Annotated in this window: 20 protein-coding genes; 6 read left to right on the top strand and 14 right to left on the bottom strand. The window is 73.9% G+C overall.

Annotated elements, in window-relative coordinates; genetic code table 11:
- Positions 1–39: 39 nt before the first annotated feature.
- From QSK03_RS29460 to QSK03_RS29445, 4 genes are all read right to left on the bottom strand, one after another.
- On the bottom strand, positions 40–663 hold the full coding sequence (locus QSK03_RS29460) for a DUF1275 family protein (protein WP_352232071.1): 624 nt from the start codon (positions 661–663) through the stop codon (positions 40–42).
- A gap of 42 nt (positions 664–705) precedes the next feature.
- Positions 706–1,311 (bottom strand): TetR/AcrR family transcriptional regulator, encoded by a 606-nt coding sequence (locus tag QSK03_RS29455; RefSeq protein WP_285659150.1) that lies wholly within the window; start codon positions 1,309–1,311, stop codon positions 706–708.
- A gap of 21 nt (positions 1,312–1,332) precedes the next feature.
- Positions 1,333–2,505: an acyl-CoA dehydrogenase family protein gene (locus QSK03_RS29450; protein WP_285659149.1), complete on the bottom strand. Its 1,173-nt coding sequence runs from the start codon at positions 2,503–2,505 to the stop codon at positions 1,333–1,335.
- 64 nt (positions 2,506–2,569) lie between these two features.
- A complete protein-coding gene (locus QSK03_RS29445) occupies positions 2,570–3,364 on the bottom strand; it encodes an SDR family NAD(P)-dependent oxidoreductase (protein ID WP_285659148.1) in 795 nt (264 codons plus the stop codon).
- Between the two features lie 57 nt (positions 3,365–3,421).
- Here QSK03_RS29445 and QSK03_RS29440 point away from each other — a divergent pair, with 57 nt between their 5' ends.
- Positions 3,422–4,231, top strand: a complete 810-nt coding sequence (locus tag QSK03_RS29440) for an enoyl-CoA hydratase/isomerase family protein (RefSeq protein ID WP_285659147.1) — start codon at positions 3,422–3,424, stop codon at positions 4,229–4,231.
- Here the strand turns inward: QSK03_RS29440 and QSK03_RS29435 are convergent.
- The 6 genes from QSK03_RS29435 to QSK03_RS29410 all read right to left on the bottom strand — a co-directional run bounded on the left by QSK03_RS29435 (position 4,218) and on the right by QSK03_RS29410 (position 9,030).
- Positions 4,218–4,871 (bottom strand): TetR/AcrR family transcriptional regulator, encoded by a 654-nt coding sequence (locus tag QSK03_RS29435; RefSeq protein ID WP_285659146.1) that lies wholly within the window; start codon positions 4,869–4,871, stop codon positions 4,218–4,220. The genes QSK03_RS29440 and QSK03_RS29435 overlap by 14 nt on opposite strands.
- A 10-nt stretch (positions 4,872–4,881) precedes the next feature.
- Complete coding sequence (locus QSK03_RS29430; protein ID WP_285659145.1) at positions 4,882–5,145, bottom strand: hypothetical protein; 264 nt, start codon at positions 5,143–5,145, stop codon at positions 4,882–4,884.
- Positions 5,146–5,158: 13 nt separating this feature from the next.
- On the bottom strand, positions 5,159–5,662 hold the full coding sequence (locus tag QSK03_RS29425; RefSeq protein ID WP_285659144.1) for an aromatic-ring-hydroxylating dioxygenase subunit beta: 504 nt from the start codon (positions 5,660–5,662) through the stop codon (positions 5,159–5,161).
- Positions 5,659–6,942 (bottom strand): aromatic ring-hydroxylating oxygenase subunit alpha, encoded by a 1,284-nt coding sequence (locus QSK03_RS29420; protein WP_285659143.1) that lies wholly within the window; start codon positions 6,940–6,942, stop codon positions 5,659–5,661. Before QSK03_RS29420 ends, QSK03_RS29425 begins: the two co-directional genes overlap by 4 nt.
- Positions 6,943–6,988: 46 nt before the next feature.
- Positions 6,989–7,618 (bottom strand): TetR/AcrR family transcriptional regulator, encoded by a 630-nt coding sequence (locus QSK03_RS29415; RefSeq protein WP_285659142.1) that lies wholly within the window; start codon positions 7,616–7,618, stop codon positions 6,989–6,991.
- Between the two features lie 209 nt (positions 7,619–7,827).
- Complete coding sequence (locus tag QSK03_RS29410) at positions 7,828–9,030, bottom strand: enoyl-CoA hydratase-related protein (RefSeq protein ID WP_285659141.1); 1,203 nt, start codon at positions 9,028–9,030, stop codon at positions 7,828–7,830.
- A 52-nt stretch (positions 9,031–9,082) separates the two neighbouring features.
- On the opposite strand from QSK03_RS29410, the gene QSK03_RS29405 reads away from it, so the two are divergent.
- Positions 9,083–9,838, top strand: a complete 756-nt coding sequence (locus QSK03_RS29405; protein ID WP_285659172.1) for an enoyl-CoA hydratase/isomerase family protein — start codon at positions 9,083–9,085, stop codon at positions 9,836–9,838.
- 221 nt (positions 9,839–10,059) lie between these two features.
- A complete protein-coding gene (locus QSK03_RS29400) occupies positions 10,060–11,781 on the top strand; it encodes a class I adenylate-forming enzyme family protein (RefSeq protein WP_285659140.1) in 1,722 nt (573 codons plus the stop codon).
- Here the strand turns inward: QSK03_RS29400 and QSK03_RS29395 are convergent.
- Entirely contained in the window at positions 11,757–13,079 is a 1,323-nt protein-coding gene (locus QSK03_RS29395) for a phytoene desaturase family protein (RefSeq protein WP_285659139.1), read from the bottom strand. The genes QSK03_RS29400 and QSK03_RS29395 overlap by 25 nt on opposite strands.
- A 110-nt stretch (positions 13,080–13,189) precedes the next feature.
- On the opposite strand from QSK03_RS29395, the gene QSK03_RS29390 reads away from it, so the two are divergent.
- Positions 13,190–14,293, top strand: a complete 1,104-nt coding sequence (locus tag QSK03_RS29390; protein WP_285659138.1) for an LLM class flavin-dependent oxidoreductase — start codon at positions 13,190–13,192, stop codon at positions 14,291–14,293.
- Here QSK03_RS29390 and QSK03_RS29385 read toward each other — a convergent pair.
- Entirely contained in the window at positions 14,281–15,033 is a 753-nt protein-coding gene (locus tag QSK03_RS29385) for an SDR family NAD(P)-dependent oxidoreductase (RefSeq protein ID WP_285659137.1), read from the bottom strand. The two genes, QSK03_RS29390 and QSK03_RS29385, sit on opposite strands and share 13 nt — an antisense overlap.
- A 29-nt stretch (positions 15,034–15,062) precedes the next feature.
- Entirely contained in the window at positions 15,063–15,446 is a 384-nt protein-coding gene (locus tag QSK03_RS29380; protein WP_285659136.1) for a hypothetical protein, read from the bottom strand.
- A gap of 262 nt (positions 15,447–15,708) precedes the next feature.
- Between QSK03_RS29380 and QSK03_RS29375 the strand changes: the two genes are divergently transcribed.
- Together QSK03_RS29375 and QSK03_RS29370 are read left to right on the top strand one after the other, a co-directional pair.
- Positions 15,709–16,344 (top strand): TetR/AcrR family transcriptional regulator, encoded by a 636-nt coding sequence (locus QSK03_RS29375; RefSeq protein WP_285659135.1) that lies wholly within the window; start codon positions 15,709–15,711, stop codon positions 16,342–16,344.
- A gap of 113 nt (positions 16,345–16,457) precedes the next feature.
- Positions 16,458–16,748 carry a hypothetical protein gene (locus QSK03_RS29370; protein ID WP_285659134.1) on the top strand — a complete coding sequence of 97 codons (291 nt, stop codon included), beginning with the start codon at positions 16,458–16,460 and terminating at the stop codon, positions 16,746–16,748.
- On the opposite strand, the gene rox is transcribed toward QSK03_RS29370, so the two are convergent.
- Positions 16,720–18,249, bottom strand: coding sequence for a rifampin monooxygenase (rox, locus tag QSK03_RS29365; RefSeq protein WP_285659133.1), 1,530 nt, complete (start codon positions 18,247–18,249; stop codon positions 16,720–16,722). The genes QSK03_RS29370 and rox overlap by 29 nt on opposite strands.
- Between the last annotated feature and the right edge of the window lie 37 nt (positions 18,250–18,286).

Here is an 18,286-nt window from a genome sequence, read left to right as displayed (position 1 = left end):
CGCCCAGGCCGACCGCGACGATGATCAGGAGGCCGAGCGTCAGCGCCGCGCCCGGCGCGACGAGCCGGGCCAGCAGGCCGCCGCGACGACGCCGGCGACGAACGCCGCGAGCGCGAGCCCGCGGCGCAGCACCAGGGGGTCGTGGCGGCCGCCGCCGTGCTCGGTGAGCACGCCGATCGTCGTCAGCGTCAGCACCGCGGTGAGGAGATCCGGGACCTTGAGGTAGCGGATGAGCGACAGCTGGCCGCCCATCGACGCGGCGAGCAGCGCTGTGACCACGAGCCGCACCGCGGGGTGCAGCGGCTCGGCGGCGACCACGACGACGGCCGTCACCGGCAGTGCGAGGACGGCCTTGAAGGCGGTGACGTCGCGGACGGCGCGCGCCCGGTGACCGCCGCCGGGGCGATGGCACAGGCGGCCGCCGACGACCGCGCCGACGACGAAACCGGCGACCGCGACGGCCGGCGAGACGATCGAGAAACCGCTCGCGCCGGCGATGCCGAGGCCCAGGAAGACGATGTTGCCGGTGATCGCCGCGACGAAGCGTGGTCGAGCGCGAGGATGCTCGTCGCGTCGACGACGCCGGCGAGCATCGTGAGCGCCACGAGCATCGCGGGCAGCGGGCCGTCCTTGTCGTCGACCAGTGCTCGGCGCAGCGCCCAGCGACCCGTGGACGGACCGCCGGGCGCTGTCACACGGCGATCGTCACGCGGCGAGGCCCTGGCGCACCAGCCGCTGCGCGGCGTCGATGACGGCGTCGAGCGAGCCGCGGGCGGGGTCCCACCACTCCGCGGTCCAGTTCAGCGCGCCGAGCACGACCATCAGCGCGGTGCCCGCTGCCAGGCCGGCGTCGAGGTCGCCCTCGTCCTGCACCTGCGCGACGAGCTCCCGCCACACGCCGACGTAGTCGCGCTGCGCCTGGCGGTGACGCTCCCGCATCGCCTCGGGCAGCTGCGGCACCGTGCGGATCGCGGCGGCGGCGTGGTCGGAGTGCGTCAGCAGGGTGCGCAGGTGCGCGGACACCGCGATCGCGAGCCGGTCGATCGCCGGGAGGTCCGGAGGCGCCGCCGCGAGCGCCTCGGACACCAGCGAGCGCGCCCGGTCGAGCCCGACGGCGACGGCCTCGTCGATCAGCTCGTCGCGCGAGGAGAAGTAGTAGTAGATCGCCGGGGCCTGCACCTGCGCGACCTCGGCGACGTCGGAGAGCCGGGTGCCCGCGTAGCCGCGGCGCAGCAGGACGTGCGCCGCGGCGTCGACGACGCGCCGTCGGGTGCGCGCGGACTTGGTGTCGCGCACGGCCGCCTCGGTCACCGGTCCAGCGTAGGTGGCGCGTCAGTAGGAGGCGGGCAGGCCGAGGCTGCGCTGCGCGACGAAGTTCAGCACCATCTCGCGGCTCACCGGCGCGGTCTTGAGCATGCGCGCGAGGAACCACAGGTCGGCGAGCCCGTACTCGTGGGACAGCCCGTTGCCGCCGTGGGTCTGGATGGCCTGGTCGAGCGCGCGCAGCGAGGCCTCGGCGGCGGCGAACTTCGCGATGTTCGACGCCTCGGCCGCATCGGCGCCCTCGTCGAACAGGTCGGCGGCGCGGGCGGCCATCAGCCGCGCCTGCGTCACCCCGATGTAGGCCTCGGCCAGCGGGTGCGCGACGCCCTGGTGCGCCCCGATCGGCACGTTGCGCCACACCGCGCGCTGGTTCGCGTACTCGGTCGCCTTCGCCAGGGCGTAGAGGGAGATGCCGTTGCTGATCGAGGCGGCGGTGATCCGCTCGGGGTTGAGCCCGGAGAACACCTGGCGCAGCCCATTGCCGTCGTCGCCGATGAGCGCGTCGGGCTGGAGCGCGACGTCGTCGAACCACACCGTGAACTGGTGCTCGGGCTGGACGAGCGCGGCCTCGATCGGCTGCCAGCTCAGGCCGGGGGAGTCGGTGGGGACGACGAACAGGCTCAGCGGCCGACGAGGACCGTCCGTCCCGGCCGACCTGCTGCGCGCCACGACCAGGATCGCGTCGGCTTCGTCGACTCCTGAGGTCCAGTACTTGGTCCCGGTCAGCCGCCAGCCGTCGCCATCACGGTGGGCCGTCGTCGTGATCTCGTGGGAGTTCGACCCGGCATCGGGCTCGGTGATCGCGAACGCCATCTTCAGCGAGCCGTCGGCGATGCCGGTGAGCCAGCGCTGCTTCATCGCGTGCGAGCCGTGGCGGGCGAGGATCGTGCCGCAGATCGCGGGGGAGATGACGGTCATGAGCAGCGGGCAGCCCGCCGCGCTCGCGGCCTCGACGACCACCGACAGGTCGCCCAGCGTCCCGCCGCCGCCCCCGTACTCCTCGGGCAGGTGCACCCCGAGGAACCCGGCGGCCCCGAGCTCCTTCCACAGCGCGGCCGGCTCCTCGTGCGCGCGAGCGCGCGCGACGAAGTAGGAGTGCCCGTACCGGGAGACCAGCGCCGTGACGGCGTCGCGCAGCGCGGCGCGCTCGTCGGACTCGGGGACGATGGACGACCTGTTCACAGGTACTCCCGGGTGCTCGAATTTCATGCAGAGTAAAAAACGTGACGAGCGACGTCAACGATCCTCAGGGCATCGACGAGCCGCCACCGACCGCGACCACCTGGCCCGTCACCTGGCGGGCCGCGCGCCGTGACGACAGCCAGACGACCGCGTCGGCGACGTCGGCCGGCGTCGTGAGCCGGCGCAGCGCCTGCTGCTTGAGGACGGACGCGATCTGGTCCTCGTCGAACACCGCGTCGCGGCCGCCCGCCCACAGGCTCTCGGCGCCGACGCCGCCGTCGTCGGGCAGCACCAGGCCGGGGCACACGACGTTGGACCGCACGCCCCGGCGGCCCTGCTCGCGCGCGGTGGTGCGCGCGAGCGCGATGAGACCGGCCTTCGTCGTGCCGTACACGCCCTGGCGGATCGCGCCGAACGCGGCGTCGCTGGAGATGAACACGATCGCGCCGTCGCCGGCCTCGCCCATCGGCCCGAGCGCGGCCTGCGTGCAGTCGATCGCGGTGTAGAGGTTGGTCTCGATCGTGCGCTGCCACAGGGCGCGGTCGGTCTGCTCGGTGAGGAAGCCCGGCACGCTCCACCCGGCGTTGTTGACCAGCACGTCGACCCCGCCCCACGCGTCCACCGCGGTGCCGACGACCCGACCGCCCGCGCCGTCGGTGGTCAGGTCGACCACCAGGACCTCGACCGCCGCGGCGCCGAGGTCGAGCGCCTCGGCGCGCACCGTCGCGGCCTGGTCCGCGTCGCGGTCGGCGAGGACGATCCGGGCGCCCTCGCGGGCGAAGCCGTGCACGATCCCGCGGCCGATGTTCGACGCGCCACCCGTGACGATCACGCGGGCGTCGGCGAGGCCGAGGTCCATGGGTCCTCCCGTGTAGGGTCCGCCTCGATTAATCTGCGTTAGAAAGCGAGGCTACCCGTGACGGAGGAGCTGGTCGCGTCCGGTCCCGTGCTGCTGGACGTCGACGACCGCGGGGTGGCCCGGCTGCGGCTCAACCGCCCGGAGGCGTCCAACGGCCTCGACGTCGAGCTGCTGACCGCGTTCCACGACGCGGTGATGACCTGCCACGCGCGCCCGGGCCTGCGGGCCCTGGTGATCACCGGCGAGGGCCGGCACTTCTGCGCGGGCGGCGACGTCAAGACGTTCGCGAGCAAGGGGACCGGGCTGCCCGACTACCTGCGCGAGGCGACGGCGCGGCTGCAGATGGTGGTCTCCGCGCTGCTCGCGCTGCCGGCGCCCGTCGTGGCCTCGGTGCAGGGCTTCGCCGCGGGCGGCGGCGGCTTCGGGCTGGTGTGCGCGTGCGACCTCGTCGTCGCCGCGGAGTCCGCGAAGTTCCTCGGCGGCGCGACCCGCGTGGGCATGGCGCCGGACGCGGGCGCGACCGTGACGCTCCCGGCGCTCGTCGGGATGCGCAAGGCGCTCGAGATCGCGCTGACCAACCCCGTGCTCACCGCCGCCGAGGCGCTCGACGCCGGCCTGCTCACCACCGTCGTGCCCGACGACGAGCTCGCCGCGCGCACCGAGGAGCTGGTCGAGACGCTCGTCGCCGGCGCGCCGCGGGCGCTCGCGGCGACCAAGCGGCTGCTGTGGTCCGGCATCGGCTCGCGGGTCGAGGCGCAGCTCCCGGAGGAGGCGCGCACCGTCTCCGAGCTCTCGGGCACCGCCGACGCCCGCGAGGGCCTCGACGCCGTGATCGAGCGCCGGGCGCCACGCTTCAGCGGGGAGTAGCCCTCGATCGACCCAGGCCGCTGCGCACCACGTGCTGGGTCGTCGCGACGACCTCGTCGAGCGACCCGCGGTCCGGGTGCCACCACTCCGGCGCCCAGTTGAGCGCCCCGAGCACGAGCATGCGCGCCGCCCGGGCGTCGACGTCGGCGGCGAGCTCGCCGGCGGCGACGGCGTCCTCGACGAGCCCGCGCCAGACGTCGGCGTAGTCGCGCTGACCGACCAGCTGGCGCTCGCGGATGTCGAGGGGCAGCTGCGCGGCGTTGCGGATCGCGGCGAGGGCGAAGTCGGAACGGTCCAGCACGACCTCGAGGTGCGCGGCGATGGCCCGGTCGATCCGGTCGAACGCGCCCGCGTCGCCGGGCAGGGCCTCGAGCGACGCGACGACGTGGGCGTGCGTCGCCTGCTGGCCGACGGTGACGACCTCCGCGAGCAGCTCCTCGCGCGAGGGCCAGTAGTAGTAGACGGCCGGCGCCTGCACGGCCGCGACCTCGGCGATGTCGGCCAGCCGGGTGCCCGCCCATCCCTGGCCACTGAGGATCTGCGCCGCGGCGGCGAGGATCCGCTCGCGGGTGCGGGCCGACTTCCGCCCGCCGGCTGAGGGGCCGTCGGGCGACGGCCGCGCGGTCCGCTCCGGGGGCACGCGCGTGATCCTAGGTCGGCGGCTCCGGCCGTGACTCGGGGAGCGACTCCTGCGCCGGGCCGCGGTCCGCGTCGCGCCACCGGTGCCGCGACGGGTCCAGCAGCGCGCGCATCCACTCCTCCGGGGCCCACACGATCGACTCCAGCTCGAGCGCGTCGAGGTAGCGCACGGTGCCGGTGCGCCGGTCCTCGAGGCGCAGGCGCGTGCCGTTGCCCCGGTCGTCGACCGAGACGGCGACCGTGGCGAACTCGTTGGCGACGACGTCGGGTCCCATCAGGGGCAGCCCATCAGATGAGGAACGACATCGTCGGCAGCGAGCGGTCGCTGTCGACGAGCACGACCGTCTTCGCGGCCATCCGCAGCTCGCCGTCCACGCCACCGACGCGCCGCAGCCGGTGGGTGACCCGCCCGACCCACCACGTCGTGCCGCGGTCGCGCGACTCGAGGATCTGGACGACGGACCCGACGATCGTGTCGTTCCCCTCCTGCCCGAGGATCTCCACGTTGGTCACCGACCGGCACAGCCGCGACGGCGGGCGCTGCGAGTGCCGGCGCCCGGTCTGCAGCTGCTGGATCCGCGTCGCGATCCGGCCGCGGTTGTCGAAGATGATCGACATGTGGGTCCGCGGATCGGCGTCGGGGTCCACCGGCACGTGGTAGACGGCGTCGTCGGTCCAGAGCGCCTCCCACTCCTCGAGCGCGAACGCATCGGCCAGCCGCGCCTCGCGGTAGAGGAACCGCTCGGCCTCGCGGAGGTCGACACCGGTGTCGACATCGGGGACCGCGGTCATGCCATCAGCTCCAGGTAGTGCGCCCACATCGCCCGCATCGACGTCTCGTCGGTCGCGGTGCCGATCGTGAACCCGTCGTCGTCGACGCGCTCGCGCTGCAGGCCGCGGCTCAGGTCCAGCCACTCCGGATGGCGCGCCGCGACGCCGCGCTGGTTGCGCTCGTACATCTCCGCGTCGTCGGCGAGCAGCATCCCGGCGGGCCCGACCGAGCCGACGCACTGGGTGACCAGCCGGCGGTTGAGGTCCGGGGCGTCCTTGAACTGGATCGCCGTGACGTGCTGGACGGTCCGGTCGACAGCGATGGGCTGGATTTGGAAGAGCTGGATCTCCGCGACGAACAGGTTCGGGAAGATCATGACGTGCGGCGAGCCGTCGATCATGATCTCGTCGGCCTTCCCCGTCCCGTGGGCCGCGCGCATCGCCGCGACGTAGTCCGGGATCTTCGTCTCGGGCGTGCCCGCCCAGCCCATCGGCACGCCCAGGCGACGGAACTCGGGGGAGAGGTCGTTCTCCGTGTGCCCGCCGCCGAGCGCGCGCGTGACCGCCGTGGACTTGTCGCTGTAGAGCGCGCCGATGCCGCTGCCGGAGATCGAGAAGATCGAGGAGTGGACGAACTGCGGGTGGTACCCGTCGGTCTCGTTCTCGACGAGCATCTTCCAGTTGGCGGTGACCTCGTGGCGGACCCAGCCCGCCGTCAGCTCCACCTCGCCGGCGGGGGAGAGCGCGCAGAGCCGGTCGAGGCGCTCGGCCGCGGGACCGAGGTGCTCGCGCAGCGTCGGTCCCTCGGCCGCGAGGCTCGCGAAGACGAACCCGCGGTAGACCTCGACCCGCGGCGCCGCGGCCAGGCCCGGCAGCCGGTCGCGGGCGCTCGAGCCGCCGTAGCCCTGGTTGAACGGGAAGCCGAGGAGGTCGCCGGTGTTCGCGAACGTCCAGCCGTGGTACGGGCAGCGGAACGAGCCGGCGTTGCCGCGGTCGGCGTCGCAGACGAGGTTCCCGCGGTGCGAGCACCGGTTGTGCAGGACGTGGATCGCGCCGGTCTTGTCGCGGGTCATGACGACCTGCTGCGGCCCGATGGTCTTGCGCACGTAGTCGTCGGCCTCGGGCACCTCGCTCGTGTGCCCGACGTAGACCCACGTCGTGTACCAGATGCGCTCGAGCTCGCGGGCGTACACGGCCGGGTCGGTGTAGAGCGAGCCGTGCACCGCGTCGGGGCGGACGAGCGAGCGGATGCGGTCGGCCTCGGGGTCGGTGCCGGCGTCGGTGGTGACATCGGTCGTCATGGGACCCCTCCCCTCAGGACATCATGTCTGGACACAGTGTCCAGGTTCAGGGCGCGTCGCGGTAGAGGGTGTTCCAGACGATCGCGGTGAAGGCCTCGACGGCGTCCTCGGCGGCCGCGTCGTCGGCACCGCGCAGCATCCGGTCGAGCCCGCGCTCGGCCATCGACGTAAGCATCTGCGCGGTCGGCCCGGCCGGGACGTCGCGGCGCACGCGTCCCGTCGCCTGGCCGGCGGTGATGTGGGCGGCGATCTCGGTGACGTAGCGGCTCGTGAGCTCCCGGAAGACCTCGCGGACCGCGGGGTCGTGGCTCGACGAGTCGATGACCGCCCGCATGAGCTCCGCGCGCGGGCGGTAGGTCGCGACGATGGTCGCCGCGCGGGCGCGCAGCTCCGCGCGCGTCGCCGGCGGCTCGTGGCCCCACCAGCCGCGACCGGCCTCGAGCAGCTGGTCGACGACATCGGCGGTCAGCTCGCTGAGGAGCTGGCCCTTGTCGGCGAAGTGCACGTAGAACGTCGAGCGCGAGACCCCGGCGCGCGTGGCGAGGCGCTCGACGCTGACCTCCGTGAAGGACTCGCCCTCGGCCAGCAGGGCCTCGAGCGCGTCGAGGAGCTTGGCGAGGTTCTCCTGCCGTCGCTGTGCGCGTGAGCCCTGCACGCGACGGGTCACCGACGCCACAGGTGCCGAGGGTACTTCTCGCATCGAGACGAGCAGACCGTGCCGACCCCGCGACGGGACCGGTGCCGACCGAGCGGACCTCTCGAGGATGATCTCTCGAGAGTGTCACCGGTGCGGTCGGCGTCCACGACGCTCCTGACACTCCGGAGAGATCGACTGGAGAGCTGCGAGCGGGCGGCCGAGTACGCCCGGACCGCCGGTCGGGGCAGCTAGCGACCCCGGAAGTCCGGACGCCGGCGCTCCACGAACGCCGTGATCCCCTCGCGGGCGTCGTCGGTCGCCCCCGAGGCGGTGATCCGCCGGGTCTCCTCGGCGAGCTGGTCGGACAGATCGGTGTCCTGGCTGCGCAGCAGGAGGCGCTTCATGTGGCCGAACGCCTGCGTCGGGCCCGCGGCGAGGCGGGACGCCAGCTCCTGTGCCCGGGCGGCGACCGCGTCGGCGGGCACGACCTCGGTGACCAGCCCGGCGTCGAGGGCCTCGGGTCCGGTCAGCGTGCGGTTCAGCAGGAACATCTCCTGGGCGCGCCGCATCCCCACCAGCCGGGGCAGGTACCAGGTGTTGGCGCCGTCGGAGGCCAGCCCGATGGCGCCGTAACCGACCGCGAAGCGGCTGTCGTCGGCGGCGACGACGATGTCCGCGACGTGCGCGAGCCCGAGCCCACCGCCGGCGAGCGCGCCGTGCACCGCGCACACCACGGGCGCGTCAAGCGTCGCCAGGCGGTCGAGCGTCACGTGGTAGCGGTCGATCATCCCGCGCAGCCGCTCGGGGATGGCGTCGGCGGCACCGGCGAAGAACGCGAGGTCGCCGCCCACCGAGAGGCTCCGCCCGGTCCCGCGGACCAGGACCGCGCGCACCGCCGGGTCGTGCGCGGCACGGAACGTGGCCTCGTCGAGGTCCTCGACCATCGTCGGGTCGATCGCGTTGCCCGCCTCGGGGCGGTCCAGCGTGATGGCGGCGACGCCGTCGGCGACGTCGTACCGCACGACGCGCAGCTCGCGCTGCCCGGCCGGTGTCGACCGGGCCGCTCCGGCCCAGCGGGCACTGTCGGTGTACTGGCGCAGCGAGGCGATGCGGCCGTCGTCGGTGAAGGTGATGACGTGCGCGAACGCCGCGTCGAGCGCCCGGCCGCCGTCGCGCGCCGTGCCGGTGTAGCGCCCGAGCACGACGAGCCCGCCGTCGGCGAGCGCGAGGAACTCGGCGGGCTCGGCGCGGGCGCGGTAGTGCCGCCCGATCGCCCACCAGAAGTCGCGGATCATCGCCTCCGCGCCGTCGTGCGCGCCGCCGAGGTCGAACGGGAGCCCTTCGGTGGCCTGCCCGGCGAACGCCGGGTCGAGCAGCGTGTCGAGGATCGCCCGGTCGCCCGTGGCCAGGGCGTCGTACAGCAGGCGCGCGGTCTTCTCGGGCGACTCCATGCCGGCCTCCTCGTTCTTCTAATGTGGATGAGAATATCCTGCCGACGAGGTGATGGTGTTGTCCGACGTGGTGCGCACCCGGCTCGACGGCGAGGTCGGCCACGTCGTCCTGAACCGCCCGCACGTCCGCAACGCGATCACGATCGCGCTCGCCGACGGCCTGCACGACGCGCTCGTCGACCTCGCCGGACGGGCCCGGGTGATCGTCGTGCGCGGCGCGGGCGGGCACTTCTGTGCGGGCGGCGACGTCGAGGAGGTCACGCGCCTCGGCGCCTCCGGTGAGCTCCGCGGGCTGTTCGACGCCTTCCACCGCGCGTGCTCGGTGGTGGCGACGCTGCCGGTGCCCGTGGTGGCGGCGGTCGAGGGCTCGGCGACCGCCGGCGGCTTCGAGTTCGCGCAGGCCGCCGACGTCGTCGTGGTGCGCGACGACGCCCTGCTCGCCGACAACCACGCGCGCCTCGGTCAGGTCCCGGCCGGCGGCGGCTCGCAGCGCCTGCCGCGCCTGCTCGGGGCGCAGCGCGCGCTCACCCACATCCTGCTGGGCGAGCGGCTCTCCGGCACCGAGGCGGTGGCGCTCGGACTGGCCTGGCGCAGCGCGCCCGCCGCGGGATTCGAGGCCCTGGTCGACGACGTCGTCGCGCGGCTGCTCCGCGCCGACCCCGCGGCGACGGCGCGGACGAAGGCGCTGGTGCACGAGGGCCTGCGGGGGTCGCTCGAGGACGGGCTGGCGCGCGAGACGGAGGTCGTGCTGGAGCACCTCGCCGACCCCGCGGTCGCCGAGCGGCTGGCCCGGTTCCGCACGCGCTAGGGGTCGTGGCGGCCCTTCCGGGAGATCACGAGCGCGCTGTCCACCTCGTCCCGGCGCCGGCGGTGCACCACGCGCTCCTGATCTCGTGCGAGGCCGTCGGGCGAGCGTTGTCCGGAATGTCGAGTACGCGCCGTGACCGGCTGGTCACGGATCTGCGGGTGGTCCGGGTCATGACCGACTCATATTCTTCTCCCGACTAAAAAACGAGGAGTGGTGCGGTGATGGGTGCGAGCCTGGACGAGCGGCGCGACGTGCTGCGGCGGCGGTTCGCGACGTGGACGCCGATGACGCTGCACGAGCGGCTCGAGCGCTGCGCCGAGGAGTTCGCCGACCGGCCGATGGTGATCACCGACGAGCGCACCGTGAGCTACGCCGACGTCGCCGCGTGGACCGAGCGGCTCGCCGACGGGCTCGTGGCGCTCGGCGTCCGGCCCGGCGACCGGGTCGGTCTCGTCATGGCCAACTACGTCGAGTTCGTGCCGCTGAAGTTCGCGATCTCCCGGGCCGGCGCGGTCGCGATCCCGTTCAACTACCTCTACCGCACCGACGAGCTGCGCTACGTCCTCGAGCAGTCCGAGGCGAACCTGCTGATCACTATGACCGGGTTCGCCGGGCTCGACCACCTCGGGATGCTCGACGAGATCGCGCCGGGGTGGGACCGCGGGGAGCAGAAGGCTCTCCCGCACTTGCGCGGCGTGATCACGCTGTCCACCGACAGCCGGGCGCGCGACGGCGTCGCGTCGGTGGAGGACCTGGAGCAGCTCGGCCGCGAGCACCCGGGCGGCAGCGGCGGCCTCGGCGCTGATCGGACTCCGGCCCCGGACGACGTCGCCGACATCCTCTACACGTCGGGCACCACGGGGTCGCCCAAGGGCGTGCTCATCACCCACGACGCGAGCCAGCGCACCGGCTACGCGTCGGCGCTGACGCGGGCGTTCGAGGACGGCCGGCGCATCCTGTTCTCGCTGCCCTGCTACCACATGTTCGGCTACGTCGAGGGCCTCACGGCGGCGATGATGGTCGGCGGCGCGATCATCCCGCAGACCGCGTTCGACCCCGGCCGCTACCTCGAGGGCATCGAGCGCCACCGGGCCACCGACATCCTCTGCGTCCCGACGATGACCGTCGCCCTGCTCGAGCACCCCGACCTCGGCACGCGCGACCTGTCGAGCCTGCGCGCGATCCTCTCCGGCGCGGCGCCCGCCCCGGTGTGGCTGTGGGAGAAGGTGCGCGACACCCTCGGCGTCGACGAGATCGTCACCGGCTACGGCATGACCGAGCAGGGCGGCGCGATGACGCTGTCCCTGCCGGAGGACCCGTTCGAGCGGCTCTCGGGCACGGTCGGGCGGGTGAAGCTGGCCGGGGCGGCCGGCCTCCCCGGGACCGGGGACCTCACCGAGTACCGCACGATCGACGTGATGACCGGCGAGCCGATGCCCCCGGGCGAGGAGGGCGAGCTGGCCGCGCGCGGCCCGACGAACATGCTCGGCTTCTACGGCAAGCCCGAGGAGACCGCCCTCGCGCTGAGCGAGGACAACTGGGTGCGCTCCGGCGATCTCGGCTATGTCACCGAGGACCGCTACGTCGTGCTCACCGGGCGCAGCAAGGAGCTCTACAAATCCGGCGGCGAGCTGGTCATGCCCAAGGAGGTCGAGGAGGTCCTCTCCCGCCATCCCGGGGTCAGCCAGGCCTTCGCGGTCGGTGTCGCCGACGAGCGGTGGGGCGAGATCGGGGTCGCGTGCGTCGTGGCCAAGCCCGGGTTCGAGGTCACCGCCGACGACCTGATCGCTCTCTGCAAGGCCGAGCTGGCCCGCTTCAAGGTCCCGCGGCGCGTGGTGTTCCTCGAGGCCGCGCAGCTCCCGACCACCCCGACCGGCAAGGTCCAGAAGTTCCGGCTGGCGCGGATGATCGCGCCGGCTCAGGCCGGTGTGGTCTCCGGGTAGCGCGCGACGATCTCGTCGGTCACGAGCGCCGCGGTCTCGGCGCACGCCGTGGTGCCCCCGTTGGCGTACTGCTTGACCGCGTCGCCGACGTTCCACAGGTTCGCGATCGGCGTCGTGTGCGGCAGGTCGTGGCCGGCGACGGCGCGCTGCGGGGGCCACCCGTCGCGCCACACGGTCTCGGAGAGCACGCGCGCGGTGTCGAACCCGGGGATCTGCTCGCGGAGGTCGGCGTACAGGAGCGCGCGCTCGGACTCCTCGTCGAAGTCCCCGGTCGCGGGCTCGGGCACCGACGTGCCGTTGTAGAGGTGCCAGCCCTCGGGCGCCATCTCCGGGCAGGTCGCGGTGAAGTTGGCGACGTAGCACATCCGCCGGGTGGTGGCGAAGCTCAGCAGTCCCGGTGCCTCGACCAGCGGCTCCCGGCTCGCGAAGTTCACCACGATCATCGCGCACGGCGTGGTGTCGATCGTCGCGGTGTAGTCGGCGGGCAGGTGCTCGCGGCCGACGAGGTCCACGGTCGCGGCGGGCCCGGCGTCGCTGACGACGACACGGCTGCGTACGGCGACCTCGCGCCCGTCCCGCACGACCGTGGCGCCCGTGACGGTGCCGTCGTCGCCCACGTCGAGCGCCGTGACCTCGCTGTCGAGCCACACCTCGCCGTGCACCCCACCCGTGCCACCGCCCTCGATCGCGTCGGCGAGCGCGCGCCACAGACCGATCGTGCCCTCGGGGCAGAAGCCGAACTTCTTGAACGCGCTGCGGCGGGTGAAGTACGTGAGGAAGACCGCGGCCGGCAGGTCCTCGGAGCTCACCGCGAAGATCGACGCGCACATGTTGCGGAAGATCCCGTGGACCTTCTCGTTCGCCGTGTACCGCCGCACCCAGTCCGCGGTCGAGAGCTGCCCCTCGGGCAGCCCGTCGTCGGTCCGCGCCGCACCGAGGCCTTCGAGCAGCTTCGCGCCCTGGCGGGTGAGCCTGCCCAGCAGGAAGCCCCACCCTCCGCCGGTGACGTCGACGTCCTTGCCGCCGATCCGGTAGAGGATCGGGGGCTTCGCGGGGCGGACGTCGAACCGCGCGCCCACCTCGGCGAACGTCTGCTCGGTGATCCCGCCGGTCTCGATGACGATCGCGCCGTTGTTGACCGTGAAGCCGTCGATCACCTCGCTGGAGGCGCGCCCGCCGACCCGGTCGCGGCGCTCGACCACCAGCGTCCGGTAGCCGCGGTGGGCCAGCCGCGCGGCGGTGAACAGCCCGCCCGCGCCGGCACCGATCACGAGGACGTCGACGTCGTGGTGCTGCATGACGCGGATCGTTGCGCACGCGGCCCACTTTTTCTAGTCTGAATTCAAGAACAGGCGGCACGGAGCTTGCGGAGCTGCCGCGCCGGAGGCGGAACACAGTGAGGTGGGATGTGCACGTCGGGATGGGGCTGTTCTTCCAGGGCCTGGAGGACGGGCGCGACGACCACGACGTGCTCCGCGGCGGGCTGGCGCTGGCGGAGCGGGCCGAGCCGCGCGGGTTCTCCTCGCTGTGGACCGCGGAGCACCACTTCACGCGCTACCACATGATGCCGAACCCGGCCCAGCTGTTGACCTACCTCGCGGGCCGGACGACCCACGCACGGCTGGGCACGATGGTCGTGGTGCTGCCCTGGCACGACCCGGTGCGGGTGGCCGAGGAGATCGCGTGGCTCGACTCGGTGTCGGGCGGGCGCGTGGTGCTCGGGCTCGGGCGCGGCCTGGGATCGATCGAGTTCGACGGGTTCCGTCTCGACATGGGGGAGTCGCGGCAGCGGTTCGTCGAGTACGCGACGGCGATCTCGTCGGCGTTCGAGACCGGGGCCATCGAGGCCGACGGCGAGCTCTACCGCCAGCCGCGTGCCGAGCTGCACCCGCCGGCCTTCACCAGCTTCCGCGGGCGGACCTACGCCTCGGCGGTGTCGCCCGAGTCCGCGCGGATCATGGCGACGCTGGGCTACGGGCTCATGCTCATCGCGCAGAAGCCGTGGGAGGTCACCGTCCGCGAGACCCGCGAGTACGCCGAGCTGTTCCGCGGGATCCACGGCGCCAACCCGCCCGCGCCGGTGCTGGTCAACTTCACGACGGTCGACCCGGACCCGGTGCGGGCGCGCGAGCTGCACGACGAGTACGCCACCGCCTACGCGCGCTCGACGATCGACCACTACGAGTTCACGAACGAGCGGCTGGAGCACGTCCCGGGCTACGAGTACTACGCGGGGCTGCGGCGCAACATCACCAAGCACGGGCTGCCGGCGTTCAACCGGTTCCTCGCCGACCTGCAGATGGGCGGTACGCCCGACGAGCTCGTCGAGCAGACCGTCGAGCGGATCCGGGCGCTCGACGCCGGCGGCGTGGTCAACCTCTTCGCCTTCGGCGGCATGCCCCAGGACGTCGCGGAGCGGTCGTTCGACGTCTACAGCGAGCAGGTCCTGCCGAAGCTCGCGGGGATCGACCCGCAGCGCGACATCGGGGTCGCGGCGGCTCAGAGGGCGTAGCCGCCGTCGACGTCGACGGTCTGGCCCGTGATCCACCCGGCCCGCGACGAGGTCAGGAAGGCGACGACCTCGGCGACGTCGTCGACCGAGCCGAAGCGCCGCAGCGCGAGGTTGCGGCGGGCGGTGTCGAGCAGCTCGTCGGTGTAGTCGCCGCGCGCGACGAGCTCACGCCACATGCCCTCGCCCTCGATGAGCCCGACGCCCACGCAGTTGGCACGCACGCCGTAGCGGCCCTCCTCGGCGGCGATGCCGCGGACCGTCGCGGCGACGCCGGCCTTCGGCGCGGACGACAGCGCGTCCTTCTTCGAGTAGCGCTCGATCGCCGGGGTCACGAGGGCGACGAGGCAGCCCCGCGTCGCGCGCAGCACCTCGAGGGCGGGGTGGAACAGGTTGTAGGCGGCGACCGTGTCGCCGAGGATCTGCCGGCGGTACTCGTCGGGCGTGATCGAGGAGAGGTAGCGCATCGGGATGTGCGGGCCCGCCGCGTAGACCACGGCGTGCACCGGCTCGGGGGTCGCGGTGCGCACGACCTCGGCGGTCGCCGCCGCGTCCTCGAGGTCGAGCGGCACCGTGATCGCCCGGCGGCCGGCCGCCTCCACCTCCGCGGCCGCGGCGGCCGCCGCCTCCGGCCGGCTCCGGTAGGTCAGCGCGACGTCCCACTCATCGGCGGCGAGGCGCCGCCCGATCGCGCGCCCGATGCCGCCGGACCCGCCCGCCACCAGTGCCCAGGGTGTGCCCACCCCGATGATCGTAAGGAGTCGGTGGCCGCCTACACCGGCACGGCGTCGGCGCCGTGCGGGCGCCGGGCGACGAAGCGCCAGGCGTCGTCGACGGACCCGTCGTCACCGTCGTCGAGCTGGTTCCACCCGCTGACGAAGACGCCGAGCTCGGAGAGCACGCGCACCGCGACGGCCTGGGCGACGGCCGGTCGCACGCCGGGCGCGGCACCCCGCGAGGCCAGGGGCATCGACCACGCCACGCGCCCCGCGTGCCGGCACCGCAGCGACCAGCCGCCGTGCAGGGTCGGCACGTCGCGGACGAGCTCGAAGGTGTCCGCCTCGTCGGGGGACGCGGAGCGGGGCCTGGGGGCCGCGGCGGCCGGAGGGGTGAGGCCGCGCAGGCCGATGACGTCCAGATCCCGGTTCGTGATCATTGCGCAGCCCTCCCCGCCGCCGTGCGATCGCCCCGCCACACCCCCGGCGATACACGGCAGACATGTATCGAATCGATCGAAACGTTAACATCGTCACAGTGCGGTGACAACACGCACCGTGGCATCTCTCAGGTGTCCTCAGGGTTGTCCACCTCGCGTCCTCACTCGGACGGCGTAATCTCTCTCGCTCCACGTGAGAGTCCGACGTTCGACGTCCGCGTCACCCCCGGTGGCGGGGTTACAGAACGTTTGTGTATCCCGGGTGCTGGGTCACCTGATAGGGGTGCCGCCCGCGGAGCAGGAGATCGAGCGCGCCAGCCCGGCCGGTGTCGGGGGCCGGCCGCGCAACGTCGAGATCGACCGGCACGTCCTCGAGGTCGCGCTGCGCCACCTGCGTAGTGCCGGGCTCCCGGGCCTGTCGGTCGCGGCGGTCGCCGAGGAGGCCGGGACGACGCGGGCGGCCGTGTACCGCCGCTGGACCGGCCGCACCGAGCTGGCCGTGGCCGCGCTCGGGACGATCGCCGACGGCGGCCTCGCCCCGGCGACGGGCGACCCGTACGCCGACCTCGTGGCCGAGCTCGAGCGCTTCCGCCGCTTCGTCACCGAGACGGACGCGACCGCGCTCGTCGCCGTGGCGCTGCTGCAGGGGACCCACTCGCGCGTCCGCGAGCAGGTCCGCCACCAGCTCGTGGAGCCCCGCCGGCGGCGCCTGCGGGACTGCCTGGCGGCCGGGGTCGCCGCCGGGGCCCTGCGGGCGCAGGCGGACCACGCCACGGCGGAGGACCTCCTCGCCGGATCGTGGCTGGCGCACGCCGCCTGCGGGGAGGACCTCGGCGACGACTGGGCGCGTCGCACCGCCGCGATGGTCTGGGCGGCCTGCGGCGGCGTGCCCGGGTGAGGTTCCGGGTGCGGCCCTGCGGGTCCCGGGTGTGTCCCGTGTGAGGTGTCCAGTCGGCGCGCCGCACCTTGTGGGTGATCCAGTTCGGTGTCGCGCCGGCCGTTGCCGGAGACATGACCGCGTCCCCGGAGCTCTCCCCCGTCCCCACGACCGTCACCCCCGTCACCGCCCTTGACGGCACCCGGCTCCGTGCCGGCATCGCCCGCCTGCGCGCCGCGCTGCGCGACGGCACGCTGCACCACCACCGGTACGACGAGATCCCGGTCCCGCGCCGGTCGTACGCGGTCGACGTCGTCCGCGTCTGGGCCGACGGCGGGGACCTCGAGGCCCAGCGGCGGCGGTGCGGCGTCTGCTCGCCGGCCCCGGTCTTCCCGCTCACGCCCCGCCCGCGAGCCCGCTCCTGACCGTCGCGGTGTCGCGGCCCGGGGCGTGGTCCGGGCCGTGACCGGGACGGCCGGGCCCGAACCACGCCGCCAGCCGCTCGGCCAGCTGCTCCCGGTCCTGCTCACCGCCGGCCCACGCGACGTGGCCGTCCGGGCGCAGCAGCACCGCGGACAACGCGGGGTCCGCGCCCCGTGCCACGGAGAGGTCCGCCCCCGCGTCGACGACGTGGTCGACCCGGTCCGCCCAGCCGGCGACCGTGAGCCCGCCCGTGCGGTCGAGGAGCAGGCCGCGTCCCGCGCGCATCCGCTCGTAGAGGCGGCCGCCGGTCAGCGGGACGTCCCGCAGCCGGCGGCCGACGAGCGGGTGGTCGTCGCCCAGGTCGTACCGGATGCTGATGGCCGTGATCATCTCGGTGAGGTAGCGGCTGACCTCCGCGAAGTCCATGAGGCGGGAGACCAGACGCTGCACCGAGCGCGGCCCGGCCTCCGGGCGCATCAGCTCCACCTGGGCGCGGGTGTTCTCCAGGACGTCGGCGGCCACCGGGTGCCGCTCGTACTCGTACGTGTCGAGCAGCCCGGCCGGTGCCTCGCCCCGCACCGTGGCGGCTAGCTTCCAGCCGAGGTTGACCGCGTCCTGGATCCCGAGGTTGAGCCCCTGCCCGCCGGTGGGCGGGTGGATGTGCGCCGCGTCCCCGGCGAGCAGGACCCGCCCGGCGCGGTAGCGCTCGGCCTGTCGCGTGGCGTCGCCGAAGCGGGAGAGCCAGCGCGGGGAGTGCACGCCGAAGTCGGTCCCCGCGACCGCCCGCAGCCGCGTCCGGACCTCGTCGAGCGTCGGTGGGGCCCCGCCTTCGCTGGTGATCCCGGCGGCCGCCACGACGACGCGGTACACGCCGTCCTCGCCGGCGGGGCCGACGCCGAACCACCGCTCGGTGCGGCGCACCTCCTCGACGACGGAGGTCACGGTCTCCGCGGGGACACCGACCTCCATCTCGCCGATCAGCGTCTCGCGCGTCGCGGGCTCGCCGGGGAACCCGACGCCGAGCAGCTTGCGGACCGGGCTGCGTCCGCCGTCGCACCCGACGAGCCGGCCGGCGCGCAGGCGGGTGCCGTCCGCGAGCTCCGCGGTGACGCCGTGCTCGTCCTGCTCCAGCCCCACCAGCTCGCACCCGCGCCGGATGTCGGCGCCGACCTCGACCGCGTGCTCCTCGAGCAGCCGGTCAGTGATCGTCTGCGGGATGCCGAGCACGTAGCCGTGCGCCGTGTCCAGCCCGGTCGGGGGCGGCTTCGGGATGCCGGCGAAGAACCCGCCCAGCGGGTGGGTCGTGCCGTGCTCGAGGAACCGGTCGAGCAGCCCGCGCGCGTCCATCAGCTCGATGCTGCGCACGTGCAGGCCGAGCGAGCGGACGTACGGCGCGCGTTCCGCGGCCTTCTCGAGGACGACGACCTGCACTCCGTGGAGCCGCAGCTCGGCCGCCAGCATCATGCCGGTCGGGCCACCGCCGGCGACGATCACGTCAATCACGCGTTCCCCCTGTTCACCGCCGTGAGGCGGCGATTCT

The sequence above is a fragment of the Actinomycetospora sp. NBRC 106375 genome, from assembly GCF_030269665.1.
In the GTDB taxonomy this organism is placed as follows: domain Bacteria; phylum Actinomycetota; class Actinomycetes; order Mycobacteriales; family Pseudonocardiaceae; genus Actinomycetospora.
This window is presented reverse-complemented; position numbering and strand designations above follow the sequence as displayed.

Excerpts from the sequence above, each read along its gene's own strand:
- QSK03_RS29445 (WP_285659148.1), bottom strand. The coding sequence starts at position 3,364 with ATGGACCTCGGCCTCGCCGACGCCCGCGTGATCGTCACGGGTGGCGCG.
- QSK03_RS29430 (WP_285659145.1), bottom strand. The coding sequence starts at position 5,145 with ATGGGACCCGACGTCGTCGCCAACGAGTTCGCCACGGTCGCCGTCTCG.
- QSK03_RS29425 (WP_285659144.1), bottom strand. The coding sequence starts at position 5,662 with ATGACCGCGGTCCCCGATGTCGACACCGGTGTCGACCTCCGCGAGGCC.
- QSK03_RS29420 (WP_285659143.1), bottom strand. The coding sequence starts at position 6,942 with ATGACGACCGATGTCACCACCGACGCCGGCACCGACCCCGAGGCCGAC.
- QSK03_RS29410 (WP_285659141.1), bottom strand. The coding sequence starts at position 9,030 with ATGGAGTCGCCCGAGAAGACCGCGCGCCTGCTGTACGACGCCCTGGCC.
- QSK03_RS29405 (WP_285659172.1), top strand. The coding sequence starts at position 9,083 with ATGGTGTTGTCCGACGTGGTGCGCACCCGGCTCGACGGCGAGGTCGGC.
- QSK03_RS29400 (WP_285659140.1), top strand. The coding sequence starts at position 10,060 with ATGGGTGCGAGCCTGGACGAGCGGCGCGACGTGCTGCGGCGGCGGTTC.
- QSK03_RS29395 (WP_285659139.1), bottom strand. The coding sequence starts at position 13,079 with ATGCAGCACCACGACGTCGACGTCCTCGTGATCGGTGCCGGCGCGGGC.
- QSK03_RS29380 (WP_285659136.1), bottom strand. The coding sequence starts at position 15,446 with ATGATCACGAACCGGGATCTGGACGTCATCGGCCTGCGCGGCCTCACC.
- QSK03_RS29370 (WP_285659134.1), top strand. The coding sequence starts at position 16,458 with ATGACCGCGTCCCCGGAGCTCTCCCCCGTCCCCACGACCGTCACCCCC.